Origin of the sequence: Neorhizobium alkalisoli (assembly GCF_007829835.1) — a bacterium.
Classification (GTDB): Bacteria; Pseudomonadota; Alphaproteobacteria; order Rhizobiales; family Rhizobiaceae; genus Neorhizobium.
On the sequence record NZ_VIWP01000012.1, the window covers coordinates 63,113 to 86,595 of the forward strand.

General features: G+C 64.0%; 22 protein-coding genes. 17 read left to right on the forward strand and 5 right to left on the reverse strand.

The genetic code is table 11. The annotated features are described in order from the left end of the window. Positions 1–3 precede the first annotated feature (3 nt). Positions 4–1,173, reverse strand: a complete 1,170-nt coding sequence (locus FHW37_RS28575) for a thiolase domain-containing protein (RefSeq protein WP_145642653.1) — start codon at positions 1,171–1,173, stop codon at positions 4–6. Positions 1,174–1,518: 345 nt separating this feature from the next. Here FHW37_RS28575 and FHW37_RS28580 point away from each other — a divergent pair, with 345 nt between their 5' ends. Genes FHW37_RS28580 through FHW37_RS28590 form a run of 3 tightly spaced genes read left to right on the forward strand, consistent with a single transcriptional unit; the run spans position 1,519 to position 5,092 of the window. Then, on the forward strand, positions 1,519–2,478 hold the full coding sequence (locus FHW37_RS28580) for a CoA transferase (RefSeq protein ID WP_145642655.1): 960 nt from the start codon (positions 1,519–1,521) through the stop codon (positions 2,476–2,478). Continuing rightward, positions 2,475–3,638: a CaiB/BaiF CoA transferase family protein gene (locus tag FHW37_RS28585; protein ID WP_145642657.1), complete on the forward strand. Its 1,164-nt coding sequence runs from the start codon at positions 2,475–2,477 to the stop codon at positions 3,636–3,638. The genes FHW37_RS28580 and FHW37_RS28585 overlap by 4 nt, the downstream gene beginning before the upstream one ends. Before the next feature lie 23 nt (positions 3,639–3,661). Further along, positions 3,662–5,092: an NAD-dependent succinate-semialdehyde dehydrogenase gene (locus FHW37_RS28590; RefSeq protein ID WP_145642659.1), complete on the forward strand. Its 1,431-nt coding sequence runs from the start codon at positions 3,662–3,664 to the stop codon at positions 5,090–5,092. A 71-nt stretch (positions 5,093–5,163) separates the two neighbouring features. On the opposite strand, the gene FHW37_RS28595 is transcribed toward FHW37_RS28590, so the two are convergent. Beyond that, complete coding sequence (locus FHW37_RS28595; protein WP_145642661.1) at positions 5,164–6,000, reverse strand: fumarylacetoacetate hydrolase family protein; 837 nt, start codon at positions 5,998–6,000, stop codon at positions 5,164–5,166. A 1-nt stretch (position 6,001) separates the two neighbouring features. Then, positions 6,002–6,433, reverse strand: a complete 432-nt coding sequence (locus FHW37_RS28600) for a nuclear transport factor 2 family protein (protein ID WP_145642663.1) — start codon at positions 6,431–6,433, stop codon at positions 6,002–6,004. Between the two features lie 156 nt (positions 6,434–6,589). Between FHW37_RS28600 and FHW37_RS28605 the strand changes: the two genes are divergently transcribed. After that, the gene (locus FHW37_RS28605) at positions 6,590–8,131 is read left to right on the forward strand and encodes an acetolactate synthase large subunit (protein WP_145642665.1); all 1,542 of its coding nucleotides are present in this window, start codon (positions 6,590–6,592) and stop codon (positions 8,129–8,131) included. Positions 8,132–8,150: 19 nt separating this feature from the next. On the opposite strand, the gene FHW37_RS28610 is transcribed toward FHW37_RS28605, so the two are convergent. Next, complete coding sequence (locus tag FHW37_RS28610) at positions 8,151–9,068, reverse strand: LysR substrate-binding domain-containing protein (RefSeq protein WP_186458451.1); 918 nt, start codon at positions 9,066–9,068, stop codon at positions 8,151–8,153. A 295-nt stretch (positions 9,069–9,363) separates the two neighbouring features. Here FHW37_RS28610 and FHW37_RS28615 point away from each other — a divergent pair, with 295 nt between their 5' ends. The 13 genes from FHW37_RS28615 to lhgO all read left to right on the forward strand — a co-directional run bounded on the left by FHW37_RS28615 (position 9,364) and on the right by lhgO (position 21,947). Beyond that, positions 9,364–10,152 (forward strand): enoyl-CoA hydratase/isomerase family protein, encoded by a 789-nt coding sequence (locus FHW37_RS28615; RefSeq protein ID WP_246690976.1) that lies wholly within the window; start codon positions 9,364–9,366, stop codon positions 10,150–10,152. 31 nt (positions 10,153–10,183) lie between these two features. Next, a complete protein-coding gene (locus FHW37_RS28620; RefSeq protein WP_186458452.1) occupies positions 10,184–11,188 on the forward strand; it encodes an ABC transporter substrate-binding protein in 1,005 nt (334 codons plus the stop codon). Positions 11,189–11,318: 130 nt separating this feature from the next. Further along, entirely contained in the window at positions 11,319–13,094 is a 1,776-nt protein-coding gene (locus FHW37_RS28625; RefSeq protein ID WP_246690977.1) for an ABC transporter permease, read from the forward strand. Further along, entirely contained in the window at positions 13,094–14,233 is a 1,140-nt protein-coding gene (locus FHW37_RS28630; protein ID WP_145642671.1) for an ABC transporter ATP-binding protein, read from the forward strand. The genes FHW37_RS28625 and FHW37_RS28630 overlap by 1 nt, the downstream gene beginning before the upstream one ends. 19 nt (positions 14,234–14,252) lie before the next feature. Further along, the gene (locus tag FHW37_RS28635; RefSeq protein ID WP_210249340.1) at positions 14,253–14,945 is read left to right on the forward strand and encodes a CoA transferase subunit A; all 693 of its coding nucleotides are present in this window, start codon (positions 14,253–14,255) and stop codon (positions 14,943–14,945) included. Between the two features lie 22 nt (positions 14,946–14,967). After that, a complete protein-coding gene (locus FHW37_RS28640; protein ID WP_145642675.1) occupies positions 14,968–15,624 on the forward strand; it encodes a 3-oxoacid CoA-transferase subunit B in 657 nt (218 codons plus the stop codon). Then, a complete protein-coding gene (locus FHW37_RS28645; RefSeq protein ID WP_186458453.1) occupies positions 15,614–16,528 on the forward strand; it encodes an isocitrate lyase/phosphoenolpyruvate mutase family protein in 915 nt (304 codons plus the stop codon). The genes FHW37_RS28640 and FHW37_RS28645 overlap by 11 nt, the downstream gene beginning before the upstream one ends. A 288-nt stretch (positions 16,529–16,816) precedes the next feature. Continuing rightward, positions 16,817–17,980 (forward strand): thiolase family protein, encoded by a 1,164-nt coding sequence (locus FHW37_RS28650; RefSeq protein ID WP_145642679.1) that lies wholly within the window; start codon positions 16,817–16,819, stop codon positions 17,978–17,980. 5 nt (positions 17,981–17,985) lie between these two features. Beyond that, entirely contained in the window at positions 17,986–18,384 is a 399-nt protein-coding gene (locus FHW37_RS28655) for a Zn-ribbon domain-containing OB-fold protein (protein ID WP_145642681.1), read from the forward strand. Positions 18,385–18,435: 51 nt separating this feature from the next. Continuing rightward, entirely contained in the window at positions 18,436–19,308 is an 873-nt protein-coding gene (locus FHW37_RS28660; RefSeq protein WP_145642683.1) for an amidohydrolase family protein, read from the forward strand. After that, positions 19,305–19,925 (forward strand): glutathione S-transferase N-terminal domain-containing protein, encoded by a 621-nt coding sequence (locus FHW37_RS28665; protein ID WP_145642685.1) that lies wholly within the window; start codon positions 19,305–19,307, stop codon positions 19,923–19,925. Before FHW37_RS28660 ends, FHW37_RS28665 begins: the two co-directional genes overlap by 4 nt. Beyond that, positions 19,918–20,718 carry an alpha/beta fold hydrolase gene (locus FHW37_RS28670; RefSeq protein ID WP_186458454.1) on the forward strand — a complete coding sequence of 267 codons (801 nt, stop codon included), beginning with the start codon at positions 19,918–19,920 and terminating at the stop codon, positions 20,716–20,718. The genes FHW37_RS28665 and FHW37_RS28670 overlap by 8 nt, the downstream gene beginning before the upstream one ends. A gap of 35 nt (positions 20,719–20,753) precedes the next feature. Further along, a complete protein-coding gene (gene lhgO, locus FHW37_RS28675; RefSeq protein ID WP_145642689.1) occupies positions 20,754–21,947 on the forward strand; it encodes an L-2-hydroxyglutarate oxidase in 1,194 nt (397 codons plus the stop codon). Positions 21,948–22,164: 217 nt separating this feature from the next. Here the strand turns inward: lhgO and FHW37_RS28680 are convergent, their stop codons facing one another. Then, positions 22,165–23,481: a c-type cytochrome gene (locus FHW37_RS28680; RefSeq protein ID WP_145642691.1), complete on the reverse strand. Its 1,317-nt coding sequence runs from the start codon at positions 23,479–23,481 to the stop codon at positions 22,165–22,167. Positions 23,482–23,483: the final 2 nt, after the last annotated feature.

A 23,483-nucleotide genomic window follows, 5' to 3' on the forward strand; every position in this document is an offset into this window, starting at 1 on the left:
AGCTTATTCCCGTTCGAGAATGATGGTCGAGGAGGCATGGCGGACACCGAGCTGGCCGCCGATCGCATTGGCGAGCGCCAGCCTGCAATCGGGCACCTGCACGGCCGGATGCGCCTCGCCGCGGATCTGGCGCACCGCCTCGATCGCCTTGGTCATGCCGCCGCGATTGACCGGATGATTGTTGCAGAGCCCGCCGCCATCGGTGTTGAACGGCAGTCTGCCGACACCGGAAATCAGGTTGCCGTCCATCACGAAACGGCCGACCTCGCCTTTCGGGCAGAAGCCGAGATCCTCGATCTGCAGCATCGCGGTGATGGTAAAGCTGTCATAGAGCGAGACATAGCCGATATCGGCCGGCTTCACGCCCGCCTGGGCAAAGGCGGTGGCGCCGGAGCGCTGCGCACCGGTATCGGTAATTTCCATGTAGCCGCCATTCTGGCCGACCGGCGCCTCGCCGCAGCCGATCACTTTGACCAGCGGCCGTTTCAGGCTTTTGGCGATTTCCGGCCGGGTGACGATCAGCGCGCCGCCGCCATCGGTGACGACGCAGCAGTCGAGCCGGTGCAGCGGATCGGCGACGAGCGGCGAATTCACCACGTCCTCGACGGTCACCACATCGCGCAGCATGGCATGCGGATTGTGCTGGGCGTGATGCGAGGCGGCCACCTTGACCCAGGCCATCTGTTCGGCCGTGGTGCCGTAGAGGTTGCGGTGCCTTTGCGCCACCATGCCGTAGACGCCGAGGATCTGGATGCCAAACGGGCTTTCCCACTGGAAATCGGGCTGGTTCGGATCGTCCGCCCGCTTCAGCGCGCCCTTCGACTTGCCCTGCTGGCGCGGCCGGCCGGCGAGCGTGATCAGAGCGACATTGCATTTTCCGGCAGCGATCGCCTGGGCGGCGTGGGCGACATGGATGAGATAGGACGAGCCGGATGTGTTGGTCGTATCCACATGTCGCAGCTTCAGGTTCATGTAGTCGGCCAACGACAGCGGCCCGGTGCCCGGCGCGTCCGGTCCGCAGAAAAAGCCATCGACATCGTCCTTGCTCAGTCCTGCATCCGCCAGTGCGCCGAAGGCGACTTCTGCATGCAGCTGCGCGACGGACGTATCGGGCGCATTGCGCAGCGGATGTTCATAGGCGCCCGCAATATAGGCAAGGGCAGAGTGCGGCATGGTCGATCCTTTCGAACTCGTGCTTCTCTGACTTGCGCCTTGCCGGCACGGGTCTTGCGAAGTCGAGCGGCAGGATAAAGGCCGGAAGGAAAACCACAAACGCTGCTTTTTCGATGATCCGTTGAGAGAAGCTCAAAGCGCCTCCGCAGGACTGCGCAAAGGCGGCATGACGAAATCTAATCAACGCAGGCTTGATATTCACTCGTTTGACAGACGCGGCCGGCGATTGAAGTTTGCGTGCAAGGAGCGGTCGATCCGCGGGAGGAGATTTGCGCGACATGAACACTCTTTGCACCCAGACGAGACCTGGCCGGACAAGACCGGACGCGCGGAAGGTTCTTTAGAATGCAGCCGTTGCGAAAGACCCGGATCCTGGAATGGGCGGATGCATCGGTTGCGCCCTCGGTGTGCCGGGCGATTGCGCTGGCCGGCCGGATCGCCGCCGATTTCGGCGCCTCCGTCATGCATGGCGGTGAAGGCATGGCTGCCTTCTACCGGTCGGCGCCGGCCTATCTTGCGATCGGCAAGTCCGCTTCTGCCGGGATGGCCGTCGATACCGATGCCGTATTGGTGGGGCAGGGTGCGGAGAATGCCGCGGCCGTGTCGCCAGCCAGGGCGGTCGTCACCGTATCGCTGAAACCGGCCGGGGAAGAGCCTAGTCCGGCCAGCGCCTTCACGATCATGGCCTCGGCCGGCGTTCTCGATGTCATCGGTGATCCCGAGCGGGCACCGCTGCGCCTGCCGGGCGCGCAGCTCGACCTCTCGGCCGGGTTGTCCGCCTATACGGCGCTGGCGGGCCTGCTGGTCGGCGGCGGCGGCAAGGCGAGCGTGTCGCTGCTCGACGTCGCCATCTGGCTTAACTGGAAGAACATCGTCATGGCGCATGTCAACGGCACGGCGCCGAGCCGCAAGGGCCGGGGTGCCGAATGGCAGACGCTGCGCTGCAAGGACGGTTGGGTCGCGCTCGTCTATCGCGAAGGCGATTGGGCGGCCGTCAAGAAGCTGATCGGCGATCCGGCGATGGACGCGCCCGAACTTGAGGACCGCGGTATGCGCCGTCGTAATGCCAAATGGATCGCCGACCGGGCGGAAAAGGCATTCTCGACGATGACGCGCAGTGACATCGCCGCCTTTTCACGCGCAAACCGCATTCCGCTCGGGCCGGTCCAGCTGCCGCAGGAACTATTCGATGAGCCGCAATATCGCGAGCGCGGCTTTTTTGCCGAAACGGAAAGCGGTCCCATGCCGCGGCTTCCGGTTCTGTGGAACGGTGCGGCCTTTCAACCGGGCGGGAGGTCCGCATGACGATCAAGGCCAAGCCGCTTGCCGGTATCCGGGTCCTCGATCTCGGCATCATCACGGCCGGCGCCGCGACCTCGGCGATCCTCGCCGATCTCGGGGCCGAGGTGATCAAGGTGGAAAGCCCGACCTATCGCGATCCGTTCCGCATATGGGTGGCGATGCGCGAGGAGGACAAGAAAAAGCTCTCGCCGCATTTCCGGGCTACCAACCGCGGCAAGCGATCCGTCGCTATCAATGTCAAGACGCCGGAAGGGCGGGCCTGCCTGCTGAAACTCGCGGAACATTGCGATGTCGTAGTCGAGAATTTCCGCCGCGGCGTGATGGACAATCTCGGCATCGGCTTTGCGGCGCTGAAGGCGGCAAACCCGAAGATCGTGCTCGCTTCGATTTCGAGCCAGGGCGAAACCGGGCCGGACGCGCTCTACGTTTCCTATGGCTCGACGCTTGAAAGCATGGCCGGCATGGCCTGGCTGACCGGTTATGCCGGCGAGGCGCCGATGGTGAGCGGCGTCGATCTCAACTATCCCGACCAGGTCGTGGCGATCTTTGCCGCCGGCGTGATCTGCACCGCCTTGCAGGACCGGGAGCGGAACGAGGCGCTGCATCTCGACCTGTCGCAGCGCGAATTGACGAGTTTTCTGATCAGCGATGCCTTTGCCGAAACGCTGCCTGATGATGCGCAGCCTAGCAATCCACGGCTTGGCAATGGCGATCCGGAGTTCTTTTTGCAGGATTGCTTTCAGGCCATGGACGGGCGCTGGGTCGCCCTGTCGGTGACGGAGGCCGAACGGCAGCGGCTTGAGGATCTTGCCGGATCCGGCGGTATCGCGCCATGGATCGCCGCTCAGGATGCCGAAAAGGCGGCCGCGTCGCTGCAAGAGGCCGGGCTTGCCGCGGCCGTCAATCTTTCCGGCGAGGCGGTGCTTGCGGCACAGGAATGGCAGGCGGGGATGACGACCGCAAGTGACGGGCAGCCGCTGAAAGGCTCGCCCTTCGTGATCGACGGGCTGGATGCGCGCCCGGACGAGATCGGTGATTTCGGCGCCGAGACGGTTGCGGTTCTCAAAGAGATTGCCGGCTTCACGGATCGGGATCTGGCGCATCTGGCCGATGCCGGCGCCATCCCGGCGCCGGTCAAGGAATTGCCCAAAGAACTGCTTTGAGACGACAAGAGGAGGATTTTACCATGCAGGATACACGTCTCCTGATTGATGGCCGCTGGGCGGCCGGCAGCAAGGGCGAAAGGCTGGAGGTTTTTAACCCCGCGACGGGCGAGGTGTTCGGCCATGCCGCCGTCGCGACGGCTGAGGATATCGAGCGCGCCGCTGCGGCCGCCCATGGCGCCTTTGCCGCCTGGTCGAAAGTCTCCGGCTTCGAGCGGAGCGGCCTGCTGAAGGCGGCTGCCGCCCTGCTCAAGGAGAGGATCGAGACGATCGCGCCGATCCTGACGCAGGAACAGGGAAAGCCGCTTTCCGAGGCCAGGGGCGAGCTCGGCAATGCCGTCAATCTGATCGAGTTCTTTGCCGAGGAAGCGCGGCGGATCTATGGGCGCGATATTCCCGGCCGCACGCCGGCGGTCGTCCAGACGGTCCGTAAGGAACCGGTCGGCCCGGTTGCCGCCTTCACGCCGTGGAACTTCCCGGTCGCGCAATCCTGCCGCAAGATCGCAGCCGGCCTTGCCGCCGGCTGCACGGTCGTGCTCAAGGGGTCGGAAGAGACGCCGCATTCGGTGGCGGCGCTGGTCGGCTGTTTCGTCGATGCCGGCCTGCCCGCCGGCGCGCTCAACCTTCTCTATGGTGATCCGGCGATGATCTCCTCGCAGCTGATCGCCGACCGGCGCATCCGCAAGGTTTCCTTCACCGGCTCGACCCCGGTCGGCAAGAAGCTGGCGGCGCTGGCCGGCGCCCATATGAAGCGCACCACGTTCGAGCTTGGCGGCCATGCGCCGGTTCTCGTCTTCCGCGATGCCGATATCGACCAGGCGGCAACCCGGCTGGCCGGTGCAAAATACCGCAATGCCGGCCAGGTCTGCATTTCACCGACGCGCTTTCTCGTCGAGGAGGACGTGCTCGAGGAATTCACCGACAAGTTCGTGGCGCAGGTCAAGGCAGTAAAGGTCGGCAATGGTCTCGATCCGCAATCGACGATGGGGCCGCTCGCCAATCCCCGCCGCATCGATGCGATGGAACGGCTGGTGGCCGATGCGGTGGCCGGCGGCGCGACGCTGGCCGCGGGCGGTTCGCGCATCGGCAATGCCGGCAATTTCTTCGAACCGACCGTGCTGACCGATGTTCCGACCACCATCGCGGCGATGAACGAGGAACCGTTCGGCCCGATGGCGCTGATCCGGCCTTTCAAGGGGATAGACGAGGCGCTGTCGGAGGCGAACCGGCTCGATTACGGCCTCGCCGCCTATGGCTATACGCGCTCGTCCGAAACGGCTCATCGCATGGCGAGCGGCATCGAGACCGGTATGCTGTCGATCAACCATCACGGTCTGTCCCTGCCGGAAACGCCTTTCGGCGGCGTCAAGGATTCCGGCTACGGCTCGGAAGGCGGGGTGGAGGCGGTCGAAGCCTATCTCAACGGCAAGTTCGTGACGCACGCGACATTTTGAAATCCTCCCCCGAACGCACATGGCCGCCCCGATCTTCTCGGGGCGGCCATGTTGTTTTCAGATCATCCTGCCTATTCGGCGACGACCGTGTTCGAGAGCAGTCCGACCTTCTCGATCTCGACCTCGACGACATCGCCCGGCCGCATCCAGACCGGCGGCTTTCGCGCCCGGCCGATGCCTTCGGGCGTGCCGGTGATGATGACGTCGCCGGCCTCGAGCGGCGTGAAGACAGAGACGAATTCGATGATCGTCGGCAGGTCGAAGATCATTTTTGCCGTGCTGCTCGACTGCATCGTGGCGCCGTTCAGCCGCGTTTCGAGTGTCAGGCCCTCGCCCGGATCACCGACCGCGTCCGATGTCGTCAGCCAGGGGCCGAAACCGCCGGTCGAGGGAAAGTTCTTGCCGATCGTCGCCGAATATTTCGCCTGGAAATCGCGCATCGTCGCATCCATAAAACAGCTGTAGCCTGCAACATGGCCGAGCGCGTCGGCGCGGGCGATATGGCGGCCCGGCTTGCCGATGATGACGGCGAGCTCGCCCTCGTAATCGAGATTGTCGGAGGCCGGCCCGTGCAGGATTGGCCCCCGATGGCCGGTCAGCGTCGAGGCAAAACGCAGGAACAGGCCCGGATAGGCGGGCAGGTCGGCATTCTTGCCCTCGGTCAGATGATCGAGATAGTTGCGGCCGACGCAGATGATCCGGGCCGGATCGGGGATCGGCGGAAGCAGCGTGAGGGCGTCGAGCGGCAATCGCCGCGCCTCGCCCTTGCGGGCAAGGGCATTGTCGAGGCCTGCGGCGAGCGCCTGGCGCAGGCCGGAGCCGGTGAGGCTGCCGAGATCGAGTATCGCGTCGCCGTCGATAAGGCCGAAACTCTGCCGTCCGTCATGGGTGAAGCTGGCAAAGCGCATCTCAGCTTACTTTCCTGAAGGCGGTGACGGAGCGCAGGTCGTCCAGCAGCCAGCTGTCGCCGCGGCGGACATAACGCGCCGTCCACTCGCCGAGCGTATTGGGGACGCTGCTCGGCGAGACGCCCTTTTCGTCGGTTTCGCCGACATGCACCCAGGCGATGCAGTAGAAGGTGAGTTTTGCGGTGTCCGGATCGATGAAATCGACGACATGGTTCGTCAGCGTGTGCCGGGAATGGCGGTTGGCCGGCCGTTTTGCGGTCATGCCGAGAAGGCCTTCGGGCCCTTTCAGTTCGACCCCGGCGCGAAACCAGATGCATGTCGGGGTGATGAGGCCCGTCATCGTTTCGAATTCGCGGTTGTCGAGAGCGATGAAATAGCGGTTCATCGTCCGGATGATCGCGGCCTCGGCGGCCAGCATTGTATCGGCTGTCATCCCATTCCTCCTTCACGGGCATTTCCCTGCCGGCATCAGCTCTCCATGCCCCCGGAGGGTCAACTGATTTTACCGCAAGAGTTTTTTGCAGATTTGTCGTTTGACCTTTGTGGGCGTGCGACTACTCAAAGGTCGGGAAGATGTGAGGAGAAAATCATGAACGGTGCAGAATCTGTCGTTGCCACGCTGGTCGAAGCCGGGGTGGAAGTGTGCTTTGCCAATCCCGGCACGTCCGAACTGCATCTGGTCGCGGCCCTCGACCGCGTGCCCGGCATGCGCTGCGTGCTCTGCCTGTTCGAAGGCGGCGTGACCGGGGCTGCAGACGGTTATGCCCGCATGACCGGCAAGCCGGCGGCAACGCTTCTGCATCTCGGCCCCGGCCTGATGAATGCTGGCGCCAACCTGCACAATGCGAGGCGTGCCCACAGCCCGGTCCTTAATCTCGTCGGCGAGCACGCCACCTATCACCTGCAATATGACGCCCCGCTGACCTCGGATATCGCCGCCGTCGCCGGTGCCGTTTCCGCGCATATCGCCACGGCAAGCGCGGCCGAAACGGTGTCGAAGGATGCAGCCGAGGCGCTTGCGGCGGCACAGACGGGGCAGGGCCGGGTTTCGACGCTGATCATTCCAGCCGATGTCGCCTGGGGCGAGGGCGGTGTCGTCGCATCGCCCGTTGCAGCACCGGCCCGGCGAACGGTTTCGGACGAACTGGTGAAGGAAGCCGCCGCTGCGCTTGGTCGCGGCCAGGCGATGATCCTGGTCGGCAACGGTGCCCTGATGAAGGAACCGCTGATCAAGGCCGCTGCCGTCGCCCAGGCGACCAGCGCACGGCTTGCCTCGATCGGCCGCAATCCGCGCCTACAGCGCGGCGTCGGCACGCCGGTCGTCGAGCGCCTGTCCAATCCCGCCAGCCAGCAGATCAAGCAACTCGGCGAGATCCGCAACCTCATTCTGGTCGGCGAGGAGCCCCCGGTCGCCTTCTTCGCCCATCCGGACCGGCCGAGCGTCACGACCCATCCGGATTGCAACATCATCCGGCTTGCCGATGTGCATGACGACATTTCCGAATGCCTGGACCGGCTGGCGGCGGCGACCGGTGCCGATATCGCCGCCGTGCCGCTGCAGCAGCTCGTGCGCCCGGACATCCCGACCGGTCCGATCACGCCCGACACGGTCGCCATGGCCGTCGGCGCGCTGATGCCGGAAAACTGCATCGTCGCGGATGAATCGATCACCGTCGGCCGCAGCTTCTACCGCCAGACGGCCGGCGCCCCGGCGCATGACTGGCTGCATCTGCCCGGCGGCGCGATCGGCATCGGCATTCCGCTGGCGACCGGCGCGGCCGTCGCCTGCCCCGACCGCAAGGTCATCAACCTGCAGGCGGACGGTTCCGGCATGTATACGCTGCAGGCGCTATGGACCCAGGTGCGCGAAAACCTCAACGTCCTGACGGTCATCTGGTCGAACCGCAGCTACAAGATCCTGCGGGACGAATTGTCCAATGTCGGCCTGCCCGATCCCGGTCCGACCGCACTCGGCATGCTGGACCTGAGCAATCCGCCGCTCGACTGGGTGAGCCTTGCCCGCGGCATGGGCGCCGACGGGCGCCGGGTCTCCGATATGGACGGTTTCGTCGAAGCGTTTCGCGACGGTCTGGCGCGCAACACGCCCTATCTGATCGAGGTCGAAATCTGAGCGGGTCGTCGCGGCCGCTTCAGGCGGCCGCCTCCGTCGAGGAGAACGGCCGGCGCTTGGTCGCTTCCTCGCAGACCCATTCGACGAAGCCGGAAATGGCCGGGTGGGTGCGCGCCGTATGCTGGTAGACGACGTGAAATGCATTGCCGTCCGAACAGACATGTTCGAAAGGCGCGACCAGCCTTCCCGACATCAGGTCGTCCTCCACGAGCGGGCGCATCGCAATCGCAAGGCCGAAACCGCTGGCCGCCGTCTCATAGGCCATGGAAGAGCTTTCAAAGGTCAGGATCTCGCGGCTTTCCGGCGGCTCGACATGAAAACTTTCGAACCAGAGCTGCCAGTCCTGCAGCCGTTGTGACGATTGCAGCAGCGTCGTTCCCTCGATATCGGCAATGCTCCTGATATTGTGGGTGTCGCGATAGGCCGGGCTGCAGACCGGCGTCAGGTCGATGTCGAACATCCGCTCTCCCTTCAGATTGTGGGAGGGACCGGCAAGCCGGATGGCAACGTCGATGCCTTCCGCCTCCAAATCGACCGGCGGCATGCCCTTGTTGATCAACTTGATCGCCTGATTGGGGAAACGGGCATGCCAGGAGGCCATGCGCGGCATCAGCCAGCGCAAGGCGAAGGTGATCGGCGCAAACACGCGCAACTGCTCCTGGGTGCCCTGGCCGGCAAACCGCTTGGTTGCCTGGTCGACCCGCGCGAAGGCGGTGAAAAGCTCATCCGCATAGGCGCGGCTTTCATCGCTCAGGCGCACTTCGCGATAGTCGCGATCGAAGAGCGGCTTGCCGAGATAATCCTCCAGCGCCCGGATCTGCCGGCTGACGGCGCCTGGTGTGACGCAAAGTTCATCGGCCGCCCGCGTGAAGCTCGAATGGCGGGCGGTAACTTCAAAGACCCGCAGCGCGTTGAGCGGTGGCAATTTCCAGGACATGCAATTCCTCCCTTGCATTCAATTCATTCGAGAACTCTTCAAATCTCCCGGTTTGAAGCGGTTCCTGATTTTATGTCTTGAGTTTCTTTCACGAGAACATGGGATGGGCAACATTTTTCGTCGATGTCTGCGCTGGCCTCCCACTGCTCTCGGCATGCATGTCCTTGATCAGCGTTTCGGTGGAGCGAAATTCAACGGGGTCAGAAGAAAACGTCGTTTGACCGGTCTTGTCGATAAGGTCACGTTGGGTGCACGGAACGGCAAGGAGGGTTGCCGGTCGGTGAGGAGACATTGCTTGGTAGTCCATCTCGAAAAAGCTGAACATGTCGCGATCGTACGGCTCGACCGTCCGGAGGCGCTGAACGCGATCGATCCGGAAACGCGCGAGGAACTTCGCACGGTCTTTGCCGATCTCGGCGCTGACGACGCGATCCGCGTGGTCATCCTGACCGGCACCGGCGAAAAGGCCTTCTGCACGGGCTCCGACCTCAAAAAGACCATGCCGCCGGCCGAAACTTTTGCCCAGCAGGCCTTTGGCGGAACAAAAACCCGTGAAGCCTCGGAGACGATCACCAAGGTTCTGGCGATCCCGCAACCGATCATCTGTGCCATCAACGGCATCGCGGTCGCTGGCGGTCTCGAACTTGCTCTGGCCTGCGATATCCGCATTGCCGTATCGCATGCGACCTTCGGCCTTTCGGAGGTGAGGATCGGTTCTATCCCCGGGGGCGGCGGCACACAGCGCCTGCCGCGCCTCGTCGGCCTCAGCAATGCCATGCCCATGCTTCTCGGCGGCGGCCGGGTCGATGCCGAACAGGCGCTTCGCATGGGGCTGGTCTCGAAGATCGTCGATGCTGCCGATCTGATGGCGGAGGCGCTCGGCATGGCGACGCAGATCGCGGAGAATGCGCCGCTTGCGGTGCGCGCCGTCAAGGCGCTTGTCCATCAGGGGTCGAACCTGCCGTTGAGCGAGGGGCTCGAAATGGAGCGCATGGTGTTCGGCAACCTGCGCAATACGGAGGATCGGATCGAAGGCCGGCGCGCCTTCGCCGAAAAGAGAAAGCCTGTCTATCGGGGGTGGTGAGCCGGAACAGGCAACAAAAGGGAGGAAGAACGTGAGGAAACTGCTTCTAACACTGGCCCTGTCGCTTTCGGCAGCGCTTCCCGCCTGGTCGGCTGACCAGGCTCTGATCGATGCCGCCAAGAAGGAAGGCAAGGTCGTCTGGTATACGTCGCTGATCCAGGATCAGGCCGTGCGGCCGCTCGCCAAGGCATTCGAGGCGAAATATCCGGGCGTCAAGGTCGACGCGGTGACGGGCAAGACGTCGGAACTGCTGTTGCGCATCACCGATGAGATGAAGGCCGGCGCCCTGCAAGCCGATGTCCATCATGGCGGCGGCGCGGCGCAGGAATTGCTGGCCAAGGGCGCGCTGGAAAAATTCATTCCCGATTCCGCCGCCTCCTTCCCGGCCGATCTGAAGGATACCGATGGCTACTGGACGGCGCATGTCGTCAACTTTCTCGTTCCCGCCTACAATACTGACATGGTTCAGGGCGGCGACATCCCCAAGACCTACGAGGATCTGCTCGATCCGAAATGGAAGGGCCAGATCGCCTGGGCCGCCAGCATGAGCCAGGGCGGACCTCCCGGCTTCATCGGCACCGTGCTCGGCGTGATGGGCGAGGAGAAGGGGATGGATTATCTGCGCAAGCTCGCGCAGCAGAAGATCGTCAACGTGCCGACCAACCAGCGCGTCGTCGTCGACCAGGTGATGCAGGGGGAGTATCCGCTGGCGCTCTGCACCTTCAGCCACCATTCGGACATCAGCGCCGCCCAGGGGGCGCCGGTGAAATGGGCAGCCCTCGGTCCGGCCGTCACCAATACGATCGATCCGATCTTTCTGCTGAAGGGCGCGCCGCATCCCAATGCCGGCAAGCTGCTGATCGATTTCATCGAGTCGGACGAGGGCCAGCAGGCGCTCGCCAAGGCAAACTATATCCCGGCCAATCCAAAGTTCCGCAAGGAAGGCTCCGACCCCAAGGCATTCACGCTGACGCCGCAACTGATCGCCAAGGATTTCGACCGCTGGGTCTCAATCTATAACGAGCTGTTCAAGTGACGGCAGGCGAAGTCGACCGGCGGCATGCCCGTGCCGCCGGCACGGCGCGCATGCCATGGACCATGTCTTGGAAGGAGGATGTCATGTCGATCTGTCAGGCTTTCGGTTGCCAATGGCCAAGGGCAGCATCATGAATGCGGGTCAGGCTTTGCCGACAAATATGCCGAAAAACGGTGTCCCTGCCGCAAGCCCGAGCCGTCGGGGCGCCACCAGCTGGCGCGGCCGCGGATGGGTGCTGAAGGCGCCAGTCGCCCTGCTCGGATTGCTGCTCGCGATCCTCGTGGTGCCGCCGCTGATCATGCTCGTCCAGACCAGCCTCACGGATTATGCGAACCCGGATGCCGGCCTGTCCTTCATCAATTACCGGCAACTGATTGCCGATCCGCTTCTCTATATCAGCATAGCCAATTCGGTGATCTTCGCAGCCTGCGCCACGGTCCTGTCGCTCGTGCTCGGCGCCACCGTCGCCTGGGTGGTGGAGCGCACGAATGCGCCCTTCAAGCCGCTCGCCTATGTCACCACAGTCGTGTCGCTCGGCACGCCGGCCATTCTTTACGTCTCGGCCTGGACTTTCCTGCTCGGCAAGGCCGGACCGGTCAATGCCCTGTGGCGGTCGATCACCGGCGGTTTCCAGCCCCTGGTCAACATCTATTCGATCCCCGGCATGGTCCTGGTCGAGGGACTGCTCTGGGTGCCGCTCGTCTTCCTTCTCTGCGGCGCCACGTTCAAGCGCCAGAATGCCGATCTGGAGGAAGCCGCCCGCATGGCCGGCGCCTCGGTCTTCGATACGGTGCGGCGGGTCTCCATGCCGCTCGCTAAGCCGGCGCTGCTCGGTCTTGCGATCTTCATTTTCATCCGCAATCTCGAGGCCTTCGACGTGCCGGTCCTTCTCGGCACACCAGGCGGCGTTAAGCTTCTGACCTCCGACGTCTATCTGGCCATGACCCAGGTGCCGCCCGATCTTGGCCATTCCAGCGCCTTCGCCGTGCTGATGGTTCTGTTCGTGTCGATCCTTCTCGTTTTCTACGGCCGTGTCTCGCGTAGCGCCGACCGCTATGCCAGCGTGACCGGCAAGGGGTTCCGGCCGCGTCCGTTCAATCTCGGTCGCTATCGCTGGCTCGGCGGCCTGGTGATCTGGTTCAACTTTCTGCTGGTGCTGATCATTCCGATGACGGCGATCCTGTGGAATTCGTTGACCCCGTTCATCCGTCCGTTCAGCATGGCCGGCCTGAAGACGATGACGCTCAAGCATTATCTCGTCGCCCTGACAGACAGCTATTACCTGCACATGGCCTGGAATACCGTGCTGATCTCCGGCATTGCGGCGACCGCCGTCATCGCGATCACGGCGCTGGCGGCCTGGTTTTCCGTCCGGCGCTGGCCGGGCGCCTCCCTTCTCGATCAGCTGGCGAGCCTGCCGATCGTTCTGCCCGGCATCGTGCTCGGCGTGGCGATGATCCAGATCGCGCTGCGCACGCCCTTCGGCCTCTACGGGTCGCTGTCCTTGATCGGGATCGCCTTCGTCGTCCGCTACATGCCCTATGGAATGCGCTATGCCCAGCCGGGCGTGATGCAGATCCACCGTGAACTGGAAGAGGCGGCCGGCATATCGGGCGCGACTCAGCCGGCGATCTTTCGCCGCGTCGTCCTGCCGCTGCTGTCGCCGGCGCTGATCGCGGGCTGGCTGTTCATCTTCCTGCTGGCGGCCAAGGAACTGTCTATCGCCGTGCTTCTGGCCGGTGCCAATTCCAAGACGATCGCGGTCGCCATGTTCGACCAGTGGACCAACGGCCAGGCCGGCGAAGTGGCCGCGCTCGGCATCATCTGGACGGTCATCATGTCCTGCCTTGCGGCGCTGATGACCCGGCTGACGCGCAAGGACAACAATTCGGAAGGTGCCCTCTGATGCTCGCTCCCAACAATACGCTCGAAGTGCGCGGTCTCGGCAAGACATATTGGCCGAAAAGCAAATCCTTTCCCGGCGGCGGCATCCGGCCGATCTCGTTTTCGCTGAAGCCTGGAACCTTCTTCACCCTGCTCGGTCCATCGGGTTGCGGCAAGACGACGACGCTGCGCTGCATTGCCGGGCTGGAACATCCCGATACGGGCAGCCTGAAACTCGGCAACGAGGTGTTCTTCAATGCCGAGGCCGATCATGTCGTGCCGCTCAACAAGCGCAATATCGGCATGGTCTTCCAGTCCTATGCGATCTGGCCGCATATGACGGTCTTCGACAATGTCGCCTTTCCGCTGCAGGTCCGCGCCGGCGCAAAACCTGCCAAGGCGGAGATCGCCAAAATGGTCGAGACGGCTTTGGCGACGGTCGGGCTGGAAGGCTATTCCTCCCGTTCCGCCACCCAGTTGTCCGGCGGCCAGCAGCAGCGCGTCGCGCTTGCCCGCGCCATCGTCCATCAGCCGAGCCTGCTTCTGCTCGACGAGCCGCTTTCCAACCTCGATGCGCGGCTGCGCGACGAGATGCGCAACGAGCTGAAGCGGCTGCAGAAGCAGATCGGCATCACGACGATTTACGTCACCCACGACCAGAGCGAGGCGCTGGAAATGTCGGATGTGATCGCCGTCATCAATGCCGGCGAGCTGGAACAGATGGGCACGCCGCGGGAAATCTACGACCGGCCGCGCAACGCCTTCGTCGCGAGCTTCATGGGCGGCACCAATCTTCTGCCGGCGACGTTGACGGAGGCGGCCGCCGACGATGCGCGGATGATCGTAAAGCTCGATTCCGGCGCACCGCTCAAAGTCTGGTTTCCCTATGCGGTGCCGGCCGGCAGCCGGATTTCGGTGTCGATCCGGCCGGAGGTCATCGGCCTTGTCCGGCCGGGGCAGGCGGTGCCGGAAAACCACAACAGCCTTGCCGGAACGATCGTCTCCGCCAGCTATCTGGGTGGGATGATGCGCTACACGGTCGACATTGCCGGCGGCCGTCTGCAGCTGCATCAGCCGACCGAGGCCCTGTTCGAGCAGGGGCAGGCGGTTGCGCTGCATTTCCCGGTCGACAAGACACTCGGGCTGATCGCCGCGGCATGAGGACGGATGAGGACAGATGATCGACAAGAGAAAATATTCGCTGGCCGAAGCGCTTGAGGGGATAAGCGACGGGGCCGTGGTGATGATCGGCGGCTTTGGCGCCGTCGGCCAGCCGGATGCGCTGGTCGATGCGCTGGCCGAGATCGGCCCGCGCGACCTCACCGTGATCGCCAACAATGCCGGCTGGAGCCGCGAGACCGGCATTCCGCGCCTGATGGATCTCGGCCTAGTGCGCAAGATCATCTGCTCGTTTCCAAAGGGGTCGGAAGTCTTCAAGAGCCTCTACCTGGCCGGCAAGATCGAGCTTGAGATCGTGCCGCAGGGGACGTTGGCGGAGCGTATCCGCTGCGCTGGCGCCGGGATTCCGGCCTTCTACACCGCGACGGCCGCCGGCACGCAGCTCGAAAAGGGCAAGGAAACGCGCGAATTCGACGGCCGGCGTTACGTCATGGAACGCGCGTTGCCGGCCGATGTGGCGCTGATCGAGGCCTGGGCCGGCGATCGTTGGGGCAATCTCAGCTATCAGGGCTCCGGCCGTAATTTCAACCCGGTCATGGCGACCGCCGCGAAGCTGACGATCTGCCAGGTGCATGAACTCTTGGACGCCCCTCTCGATCCGAATGCGATCGTCACGCCGGGGATTTTCGTCAACCGGATCGTCCAGGTGAAGGCCGACAGCGACCGCCTGATCGCCGCCCAGCGGCTGGCCTGACCATCACCAGAGGGATTAATCCATGACCGTTCAAACCATCATCCAGCCGCAGGATCGCGAAGCGCCGGCACGACGACTGGCGCGCGACATCGAGGATGGCTGGTATGTCAATCTCGGCGTCGGCATGCCGACCAAGGTCGCCGACATGATCAACGACGAGCGCGAGGTCGTGTTTCACTCGGAAAACGGCATTCTGGGCATGGGCCCGACGCCGCCGGAAGGCGAGATCGATCCTTGGCTGGTCAATGCCGGCAAGAAGCCGGTGACGCTCCTGCCCGGCGCCTCGCTGTTCCACCATGCCGACAGTTTCACGATGATCCGCGGCGGCCATATCGATCTCTGCGTGCTCGGCGCGTTCGAAGTGTCGCAGACAGGCGATCTCGCCAACTGGACGACCGGCGGCGACGAACTCATGCCGGCCGTCGGCGGCGCGATGGATCTGAGCGTCGGTGCAAAACGCATCTGGGTGCTGATGCAGCACAATGCCAAGGGCGGCGAGAGCAAGCTGGTCGAAGCCTGCTCCTATCCGCTGACGGCGCCGGGCGCCGTGTCGCGGATCTATACGGATCTCGGGGTTTTCGGCGTCGCGGATGGCGGCTTTTACGTCATCGATCTTGCCGAGGGCGTTTCGCTGGGCGAGGCGCGGGCACGCACGGGAGCGCCTCTGCATGCAGAGTGAACGTACCGATGGCACCCGACCGCAAGCGGGCCCGGCCCGCCTGACGCCGGCCGGCGCGCGAAAACAACTGCGGACAATCCTGGCCGGCGACAAATGCGTCAGCCCGGCTTCGGTCTATGATCCGCTCTCGATGCGCATGGCGGCCGATCTCGGTTTCGAGCTCGCCATGCTCGGCGGCTCCGTCGCGGCGCTGGCCGTGCTCGGCGCGCCGGACCATGGCCTGCTGACGCTCTCCGAATTTGCTGGACTGTGCCGGCGCCTGTGCCGCACCGGCGCCCTGCCGCTCTTGGTCGATGCCGATCACGGTTTTGGCAATGCGCTGAATGTCATGCGCTGCGTCGAGGAACTCGAAACAGCCGGTATCGCCGGCATGACGCTCGAAGACAGCGAATTGCCGGCGCCTTTCGCGGCACCGGAAGGCCGGATCACCGGCATAGACGAGGCGGCGGCCAAGATCGCCGCTGCCGTATCGGCCCGCAGCGACCCGGATTTCATTGTCGTGGGTCGCACGACGGTCGGTGCCAAAATGGCGGGAAGCGGCAGGCCGGCCGACGATCTTCGCGATCGCACCTCCGCCTTTGCCGCGGCCGGCGCCCAGGCGATCTTTCTGGCGCGCGCACGCACAATCGCCGAGGTCGAGATGGCGGCCGAGGCCTCCGGCCTGCCCGTCATTCTGGCGGCGGCGAAAGGCGAGTTGGAAAAAGCCGATCTTGCCGCGCTCGGCGTGCGCATCTGCCTGCGCGGCCACGACACGATCGTCCGGGCGACGGCCGGCGCGTGGCAGAGCCTTGCCGATGCGGCTGGATCGGAACAGTCGCGGCCGGACGGTCTGATGGCCCGGTTCAGCGAGGAGGACCGGTACGAACGTCTGATCTCGGCCCATCTGAAGCCGCCTGCGGGCTGAGGCCGCAAAACCTGCGCACCCTGTGACGGGCGCGAGCATTGAGGGACTGCCGGAAAGGATGGCGATCGCCATCGCCATCGCGGAGGATAACCGCTTGTCTTCGCGTCCGCAAAATTGATGACCTGAGGACACTAAGTGCATGATTTTTCGTCGTTTGACGACCGGCAAAAGGGAAAGCAATCATCGCATTGCCGATGGGCTCCCCCCGTCGCATCTGCCGAACTCGTCGGTCATGGACCGCATCGCGGCGCTCTTTCGGCCGCATAGTCTAGAGAATGGGAAGACGTTGTGAGCAATCAACTTTCGAATGTCGCCGCGGTTGTCGGCATCGGCCATACGGATTGGCGCAAGGATTATGCCGCGCATCGTGCCGGCGAGGCCGGAAAGCTGGACTCGATCGGCCTCGCATCGCTGGCCTTCACGCGCGCCCTGAAGGATGCCGGCATTTCGCGCGATGAGGTGGACGGACTGATCGTCGGGCCGACCACTCCTTATGAGCGGATGGGCGAGGTTCTGGGCATCGATGCGCGCTGGGGCGGCCAGGCCGATGCCATGCTGGCCGTGATGCAGGCGACGATGGCGATCCATGCCGGTCTGGCTGAGGTCGTGGCGCTCGTCTACGGCAACAACCAGCGCACCGGCAAGACCAATTACGGCGGCGCGAACGCGGCCGGCGGTGCGAGCTTCCTGTCCTATGTCTATCACGCGCCCTGGGGCTTTACTTCACAGGGTGCGCTATATGCCCTGATGTTTCAGCGCTACATGGAGGAAACGGGGCTCACGTCGACGCAGCTCGGCGAGGTCGCCGTTGCGCAGCGCCTGGCCGCCAGCCTCAATCCCGAGGCGGTGATGCAGAAGCGGATCACGGTGGAGGATTATCTCGCCTCCGATTTCGTCTGCGAGCCGCTGCATCTGTTCGACTATTGCCTCGTCAACGATGGCGGCGTGGCGCTGATCATCATGTCGGCCGAGCGGGCCCGCAAGCTGCGGCCGGATCCGGTGATGATCCATGGCGTCGGCCGCTATGACCTTAACCGCGGCGCAACGAGCCTCGAACCGCGCCTGACCGAATATTACCTGCCGGCACAACAGAAGGTCGCCGCCCAGGTCTTCGACATGGCGGGGGTCGGTCCGGAGGATATTTCCTCGGCACAGATCTATGACAGCTTTTCCTGCCATATCCCGCTGGCGCTGGAAGGTTACGGATACTGCGCTCCCGGCGAGGCCGGGCGTTTCATGCAGGACGGCAATATCAAGCTCGGCGGGCGCCTGCCGGTCAATACGAGCGGCGGCCATCTGTCGGAAAGCTATATGCAGGGCTGGGGCCATCAGATCGAGGCGGTGCGCCAGATCCGCGGCACCTGCGGCGAGCGGCAGGTCGAGAACTGCCGCTTCGTTCATTACAGTTCCGACGTCGCCGGCAAGGCCGTCTCGATCATTTACGGAAGGTAACAGCCATGGGCAAATCGCAACCCGTCATGTCGATCGACGACCGCATCATGTGGGACGGAATCGAGCATGGAGAACTGAAGCTGCAAAGCTGCAGCCATTGCCGGACGCTCCGTTATCCGCCGGGGCCGATCTGCGCCGAATGCCTGTCGATGGAATCGAACTGGGTCCCGGTCGCCGGGACCGGGACGATCCTGTCCTGGGTGACCTTCCACAAGCGCTATTTCGACGATTTCCCGCCGCCCTACAATTCGGTTGCGGTGCGGCTCGACGAGGGGCCGATCATCATGTCCAACCTGGTGGGAGACGAACCCGAAGGCTCCTGGATCGGAAAGCGGGTGCGGCTCGAATTCGTCGACCATGACGGCCGCAGGCAGCATGCCGTGCGGATCGACAGGGCCGGCTAAAGGCCTTGCAGCCCATTGCCGTCGCGGTGAAAACCATCAGGAGAAGATAGCATGCCGAACCAGGACGACTATATTCCGCGTCCCCTCAGCAAACCGGGTAAGCCCCTGCCGGCGGGCGCCTGGGATTGCCACAGCCATGTCTTCGGTCCGTTCGACCGCTACCCGATCCGCAAGGGGCATCGCTACACGCCGCCCGAAGCCCCCTGGCAGGATTACGAGGCGATGCGGGCCGCGGCCGGTTTCGACAACGGCTCGCTGGTGCATGCCTCGTCCGCGGCCTATGACAATTCCGGCACGCTGGAGGCGATTTCCAAGGCAAAGGGGCGGGTCATCGGCGTCGCCGTGCCGGCGCCCGATGCAAGCGATGCCGAGCTGCAGGCTCTGCATGCAGCCGGCGTCCGCGCCGTGCGTTTCGCGCCGGCCCGCGAACAGGAGGATGCGCCCGGCACGCTCGATTTCGATGTCATGCAGCGCTGGGCGCCGCGGCTGAAGGAACTCGGCTGGCATATCCAGGTCCATAACGGACTGTCCAATATCGTCGAGCACCTGCCGATCTTCCGCACCATGTCGGTGCCGGTGGTGATCGACCATCTCGGCGGCGTCAAGCCGGATGTCGATCCCGACGGAAGCGAGTTTCGCGCGCTGCTGGATTATGCGCGGCATCACGATGTCTATGTGAAACTGACACTCAGGGTCGCCAGCAAGGCACCGGACTATTCCGATGTCAGGGCCTTCCACGACCGCTGGGTCGAAACGATCCCCGACCGGGTGATTTTCGGCAGCGACTGGCCCTTCATCAACCGCCGCACCGATCCGCCGCTGGTCGGCCATCTCGTCGATGTATTCGATGCCTGGGTGCCGGACGAGACCCTGCGCCGCAAGGTTTTCGTCGACACGCCGCTGCGGCTTTTCGGTGCCGCATGATCCGTCTCTGGTGGTCCTCCCGCTCACCCTATGTGCGGATCGTCACGCTGGCGCTGCATGAACTCGACTGCGCGGATGCGGTCACTCTGTGCCCGGTCTCGGTCAGCCAGAAGACGCCGCAATCCAATCTGGCGCTTGCCGGCGACAATCCGATGGTGAGCATTCCGACGATCGTCTTCAAGGACGGTCAGACACTGTCGGAATCGGCGTTGATCTGCCTTGCCCTCGACCGCCGCTTTGCGCCCGGCCGGCTTGTGCCTCTGGCCTCGGCAGAGATGGAAGCGACGCTCGCCCGTGTCGCCACTGCCAAGCTTATGATCGATGCGATGATGCAGCTGCGGCTTTATCCCGGTTTTCGCGAAAACGATGTCGAGGCCCGGATCGAAGGCTATCGCTGGAAGCTGGAGCGCACGCTCAATCACTTCGAGACGGCGGCGGCACCACAGCAAGGCGGATCCGCCGATCTCGGCGATTTGACGCTCGCCGCCGGCCTTTCCTATCTCGATTTCCGGCTGCCCGAGATCGCGTGGCGGACCGCCCGGCCGCGGCTTGCAGACCGGCACGCGGCCTTTGCCGCGCGGCCCTCCTTCCAGGCGACGGAGTATGTCGATGGCTGACGGCGGCTTGATCGAGGTCAATGGCACGGTGCTGCGCTATCGCCGCCTCGGCGAGGGGCGGACCCATCTGGTCCTGCTGCACGAAATGGGCGGGGCGCTGGAAAGCTGGGACGCGGTCGTGCCGCTGCTGCGCGAGAACTGCCGCATCCTCAGCCACGACCTGCGCGGCTTCGGCCAGTCGGAAAAGATCCGCGGCGCGATCGGCTTTTCCGATCTGACCCTGGATACGGCAGCGCTGATCGAGAAGATCTGGCCCGGCGAAAAGGTCTGGCTGGCCGGCTGCGCCGTCGGCGGCGCGGTGGCGCTGGATCTTGCCGCAAGCCGCGCCGATCTGGTGGCGGGTGTCGTTGCCTTCGCCCCAGCGACCGGGGTTTCCGAGACAAGGCGCGAGGGGGTGCTCGAGCGCGTGGCGGCGCTCGAGCACGATGGGCTTCGTGCCTTCTTCCCGCAGCTGGAAGAGCGCCAGTTTCCGACGCGGTTTCGTGATGATCCGACCCGTGTGGAACAGTTCAGGCTGCGGCGGCTTGCCTGCGATCCGCACAGTTACGCGGCCGTCTGGCGGGCCATGGCCTCGTCGGATCTGGAGCAGCGGCTCGACCGGATCGACGCGCCGGTGACGATCGTCGCAGGCAGCGAGGATAGCGGCCGGCCGGCCGATCAGTTGCGGCTTCTGGCCCGGCAGATCCGGCATTGCCGTTTCGAAGTGATCGACAGCGGCCATGCCATGCCGGTGATCTCGCCGCTTGCAGTCGCCCGCATCATCCGTGCCTCGATCAGCCAGAACCCCGTTTGATCCGCCGCATTGCGGCTGCATGGATCGGATATGCAATGAGCAGCAGAACTTATGATTTCATTGTCATCGGTGCCGGCATCGTCGGCGCGGCACTTGCCGCGGAAATCCTACGCCGAAAGCCCGGCAGCCGCCTGCTGCTTCTCGACAAGGAGGCGGTTCCCGCCTTTCACCAGACGGGCCGCAACAGCGGCGTCGTGCATTCCGGCGTCTATTACAAGCCCGGCAGCCTGAAGGCGCAATTCTGCCGCGAGGGGCTTGAAATGACGCAGGCTTTCTGCGCTGCGCGCAATGTCCGCTACGAAACCCGCGGCAAGCTTCTGGTCGCAACCAATCACGCGGAAGTCTCGCGTCTGCAGGCGCTGTCCGAACGCGCGGTCGAAAACGGCGTCCTCGCCGAGACGCTGGATGGTGCGGCGCTGCGCAGGCTCGAGCCTGAAGTTTCCGGCAAGGCAGCGCTGCGCATTCCGGCGACCGCCATCGTCGATTATGTCGGCGTCACCAGGGCATTACTGGCGGATGTGGAGCGGGCCGGCGGCGAGATCCGTTTCCATGCCGCCGTGACCGCGATCGAACGCCGCGCGCCGGCAAGCCGTGTCTCGGTCAATGGCGAGACGGTCGAGGCCGGCTGCGTGATCGCCTGTGCCGGCCTGGCCTCCGACCGCATCGCCCGCATGGCGGGCATCGATCCGGAGATCCGCATCGTGCCGTTCCGCGGCGAATATTTCGTTTTGCCGGCCGCGCTGAACACGGTCGTGCATCATCTCATCTATCCGGTTCCCGATCCGAGCCTGCCCTTTCTCGGCGTGCATCTGACGCCGATGATCGACGGCACGATCACGGTCGGGCCGAACGCCGTGCTGGCGCTCGCGCGCGAAAAATACAATCATTTCGGTTTCGATGCGGCCGATGCCATGGATGCGCTGTCCTATCCCGGATTGTGGCGGATGATTGCCCGGCATCCGCGCGCCACTTTCGACGAGATGAAGGGCTGGCTGTCGCGCAAGACCTATCTGGCGGCGGTGCGCAAATATTGCCCGCGGATACAGCTGTCCGATCTGACAACCTATCGTAGCGCCAACCGCGCCCAGGCCGTACGCCCCGACGGCACGCTTGTCGATGATTTTCTGATCAAGACGCAGGACGGAATCACCATGATCCTTAACGCACCCTCGCCGGCGGCAACCGGCGCCATGCCGATCGCCAGAGCGATCGCGGAACGGATATTGTAGCTGCGACAAAACTCCACCTCGTTTCGCCCGCAAGTGTTGTGAGCGCTTCTCAAAGCGCATTTACCTACCTAAAGAGGCCGAGCGTTTTCAGATGTTTGGTAGATGCTAACTGCATGGGAAATGGTTCGAATTCCATCAAGAGCGAAATCGCAGAAATCGGCGTTCAAGCACGGTGAAGTCTAGGTCCCCCGGGCGCTTGGCCGGGGGATCGCGCCTATTACGGCGTCGCCATCTTCTTGCTGGCCTTGAGGAATTCTCGCAGACGGCCGACGTCGCTTGCAGCAACCGGCGTTGCCGTATTGCCCCAGGAATTACGCACGAAGGTCAGGAGATCGGCAATCTGCCGGTCGTCCATCTTCCAGTCGAAGGCGGGCATACCGGCGGCCGTCTGGCGATCGTGGGTATGGGCTGCACGGGCGCCCTGCAGCATGGCATGGATCATGTTGGTTGCATCGCTCGACAACAGGCCATGATTGGCCTTGAAAGCCGGAACCATGCCCTCGATCCCTTCGCCGCCAAGACCGTGGCAGGCCGAGCAGTTGACCTCATAGGCCAGCGCCACCTTCTGCATGGCAGGCGTGTCAACGGGCTGCACCGGGCCTGGCTGTGTTGCGGAAGCGGGCAGGGATTTCAGGTAGGTGCCAACTGCAAGCGCATCGGCCTTGCTGAAATACTGCGTCGAATGCTCGACGGCCTCCGCCATCGGGCCGGCGGCAACGGCAACGCCGTCCGATCCCGTTTGCAGATAGTTGGCGATATCCTGCGCCGACGCGGTGCCGAGGCCGGCATGCGGGTTCGAGGTCAGGTCGGGTGCGAACCATTCACCGAGATTACCTCCTTGCAGATAGGCCGATCCCATTTCCGCACCCAGCATGTTGCGTGGCGAATGGCAGGCCGCGCAGTGACCGCCGCCATCGACGATATATTTGCCGCGGTTCCAGGCGTCGTCCTTCGAGCCATCCACGCGGAAACCGGAATTGTCGAAAAACAGCATGTCCCATCCCGCCATCGCCAGCCGGATATTGTACGGGAACTTCATACCGGCGTTTTCGTCAATATCGTGCTTTACCGGCGTGACCGTGGACATATAGGCCCACAGGTCATGCATGTCCTGATCGCTGAACTTGCGATAGGCGGTGAACGGCATGGCCGGATAGAGCATGCCGTGCTGGCCGATGCCCTGGCGGACCGCATTGAAGAAATCGCGCTCGGTCATGCTGCCTATGCCTGTGCCGGCATCCGGCGTGATGTTGGAGCTGACGAGCGTGCCGAAAGGCGTGCCGATTTCGTAGCCGCCGGCAAACTTGCCGTTTTCGCGTGTATGGCAGGCGGAGCAGTCTCCCAGACGCATGACGTATTCGCCGCGCTCGATGGCGGCCTGATCGGTGCTCTTGAAGTCAGCGAGGCGCGTCGTGTCGTCCGCCACATTCGAGGCCACCGTATTGAGGCTGTGCCAGGCCCAGCCACCGGCGCCGATGGCGGCTACGACCGCGATGACGGCGATACCGGCGCCGATCTTTTTCCAGTTTGCCATGA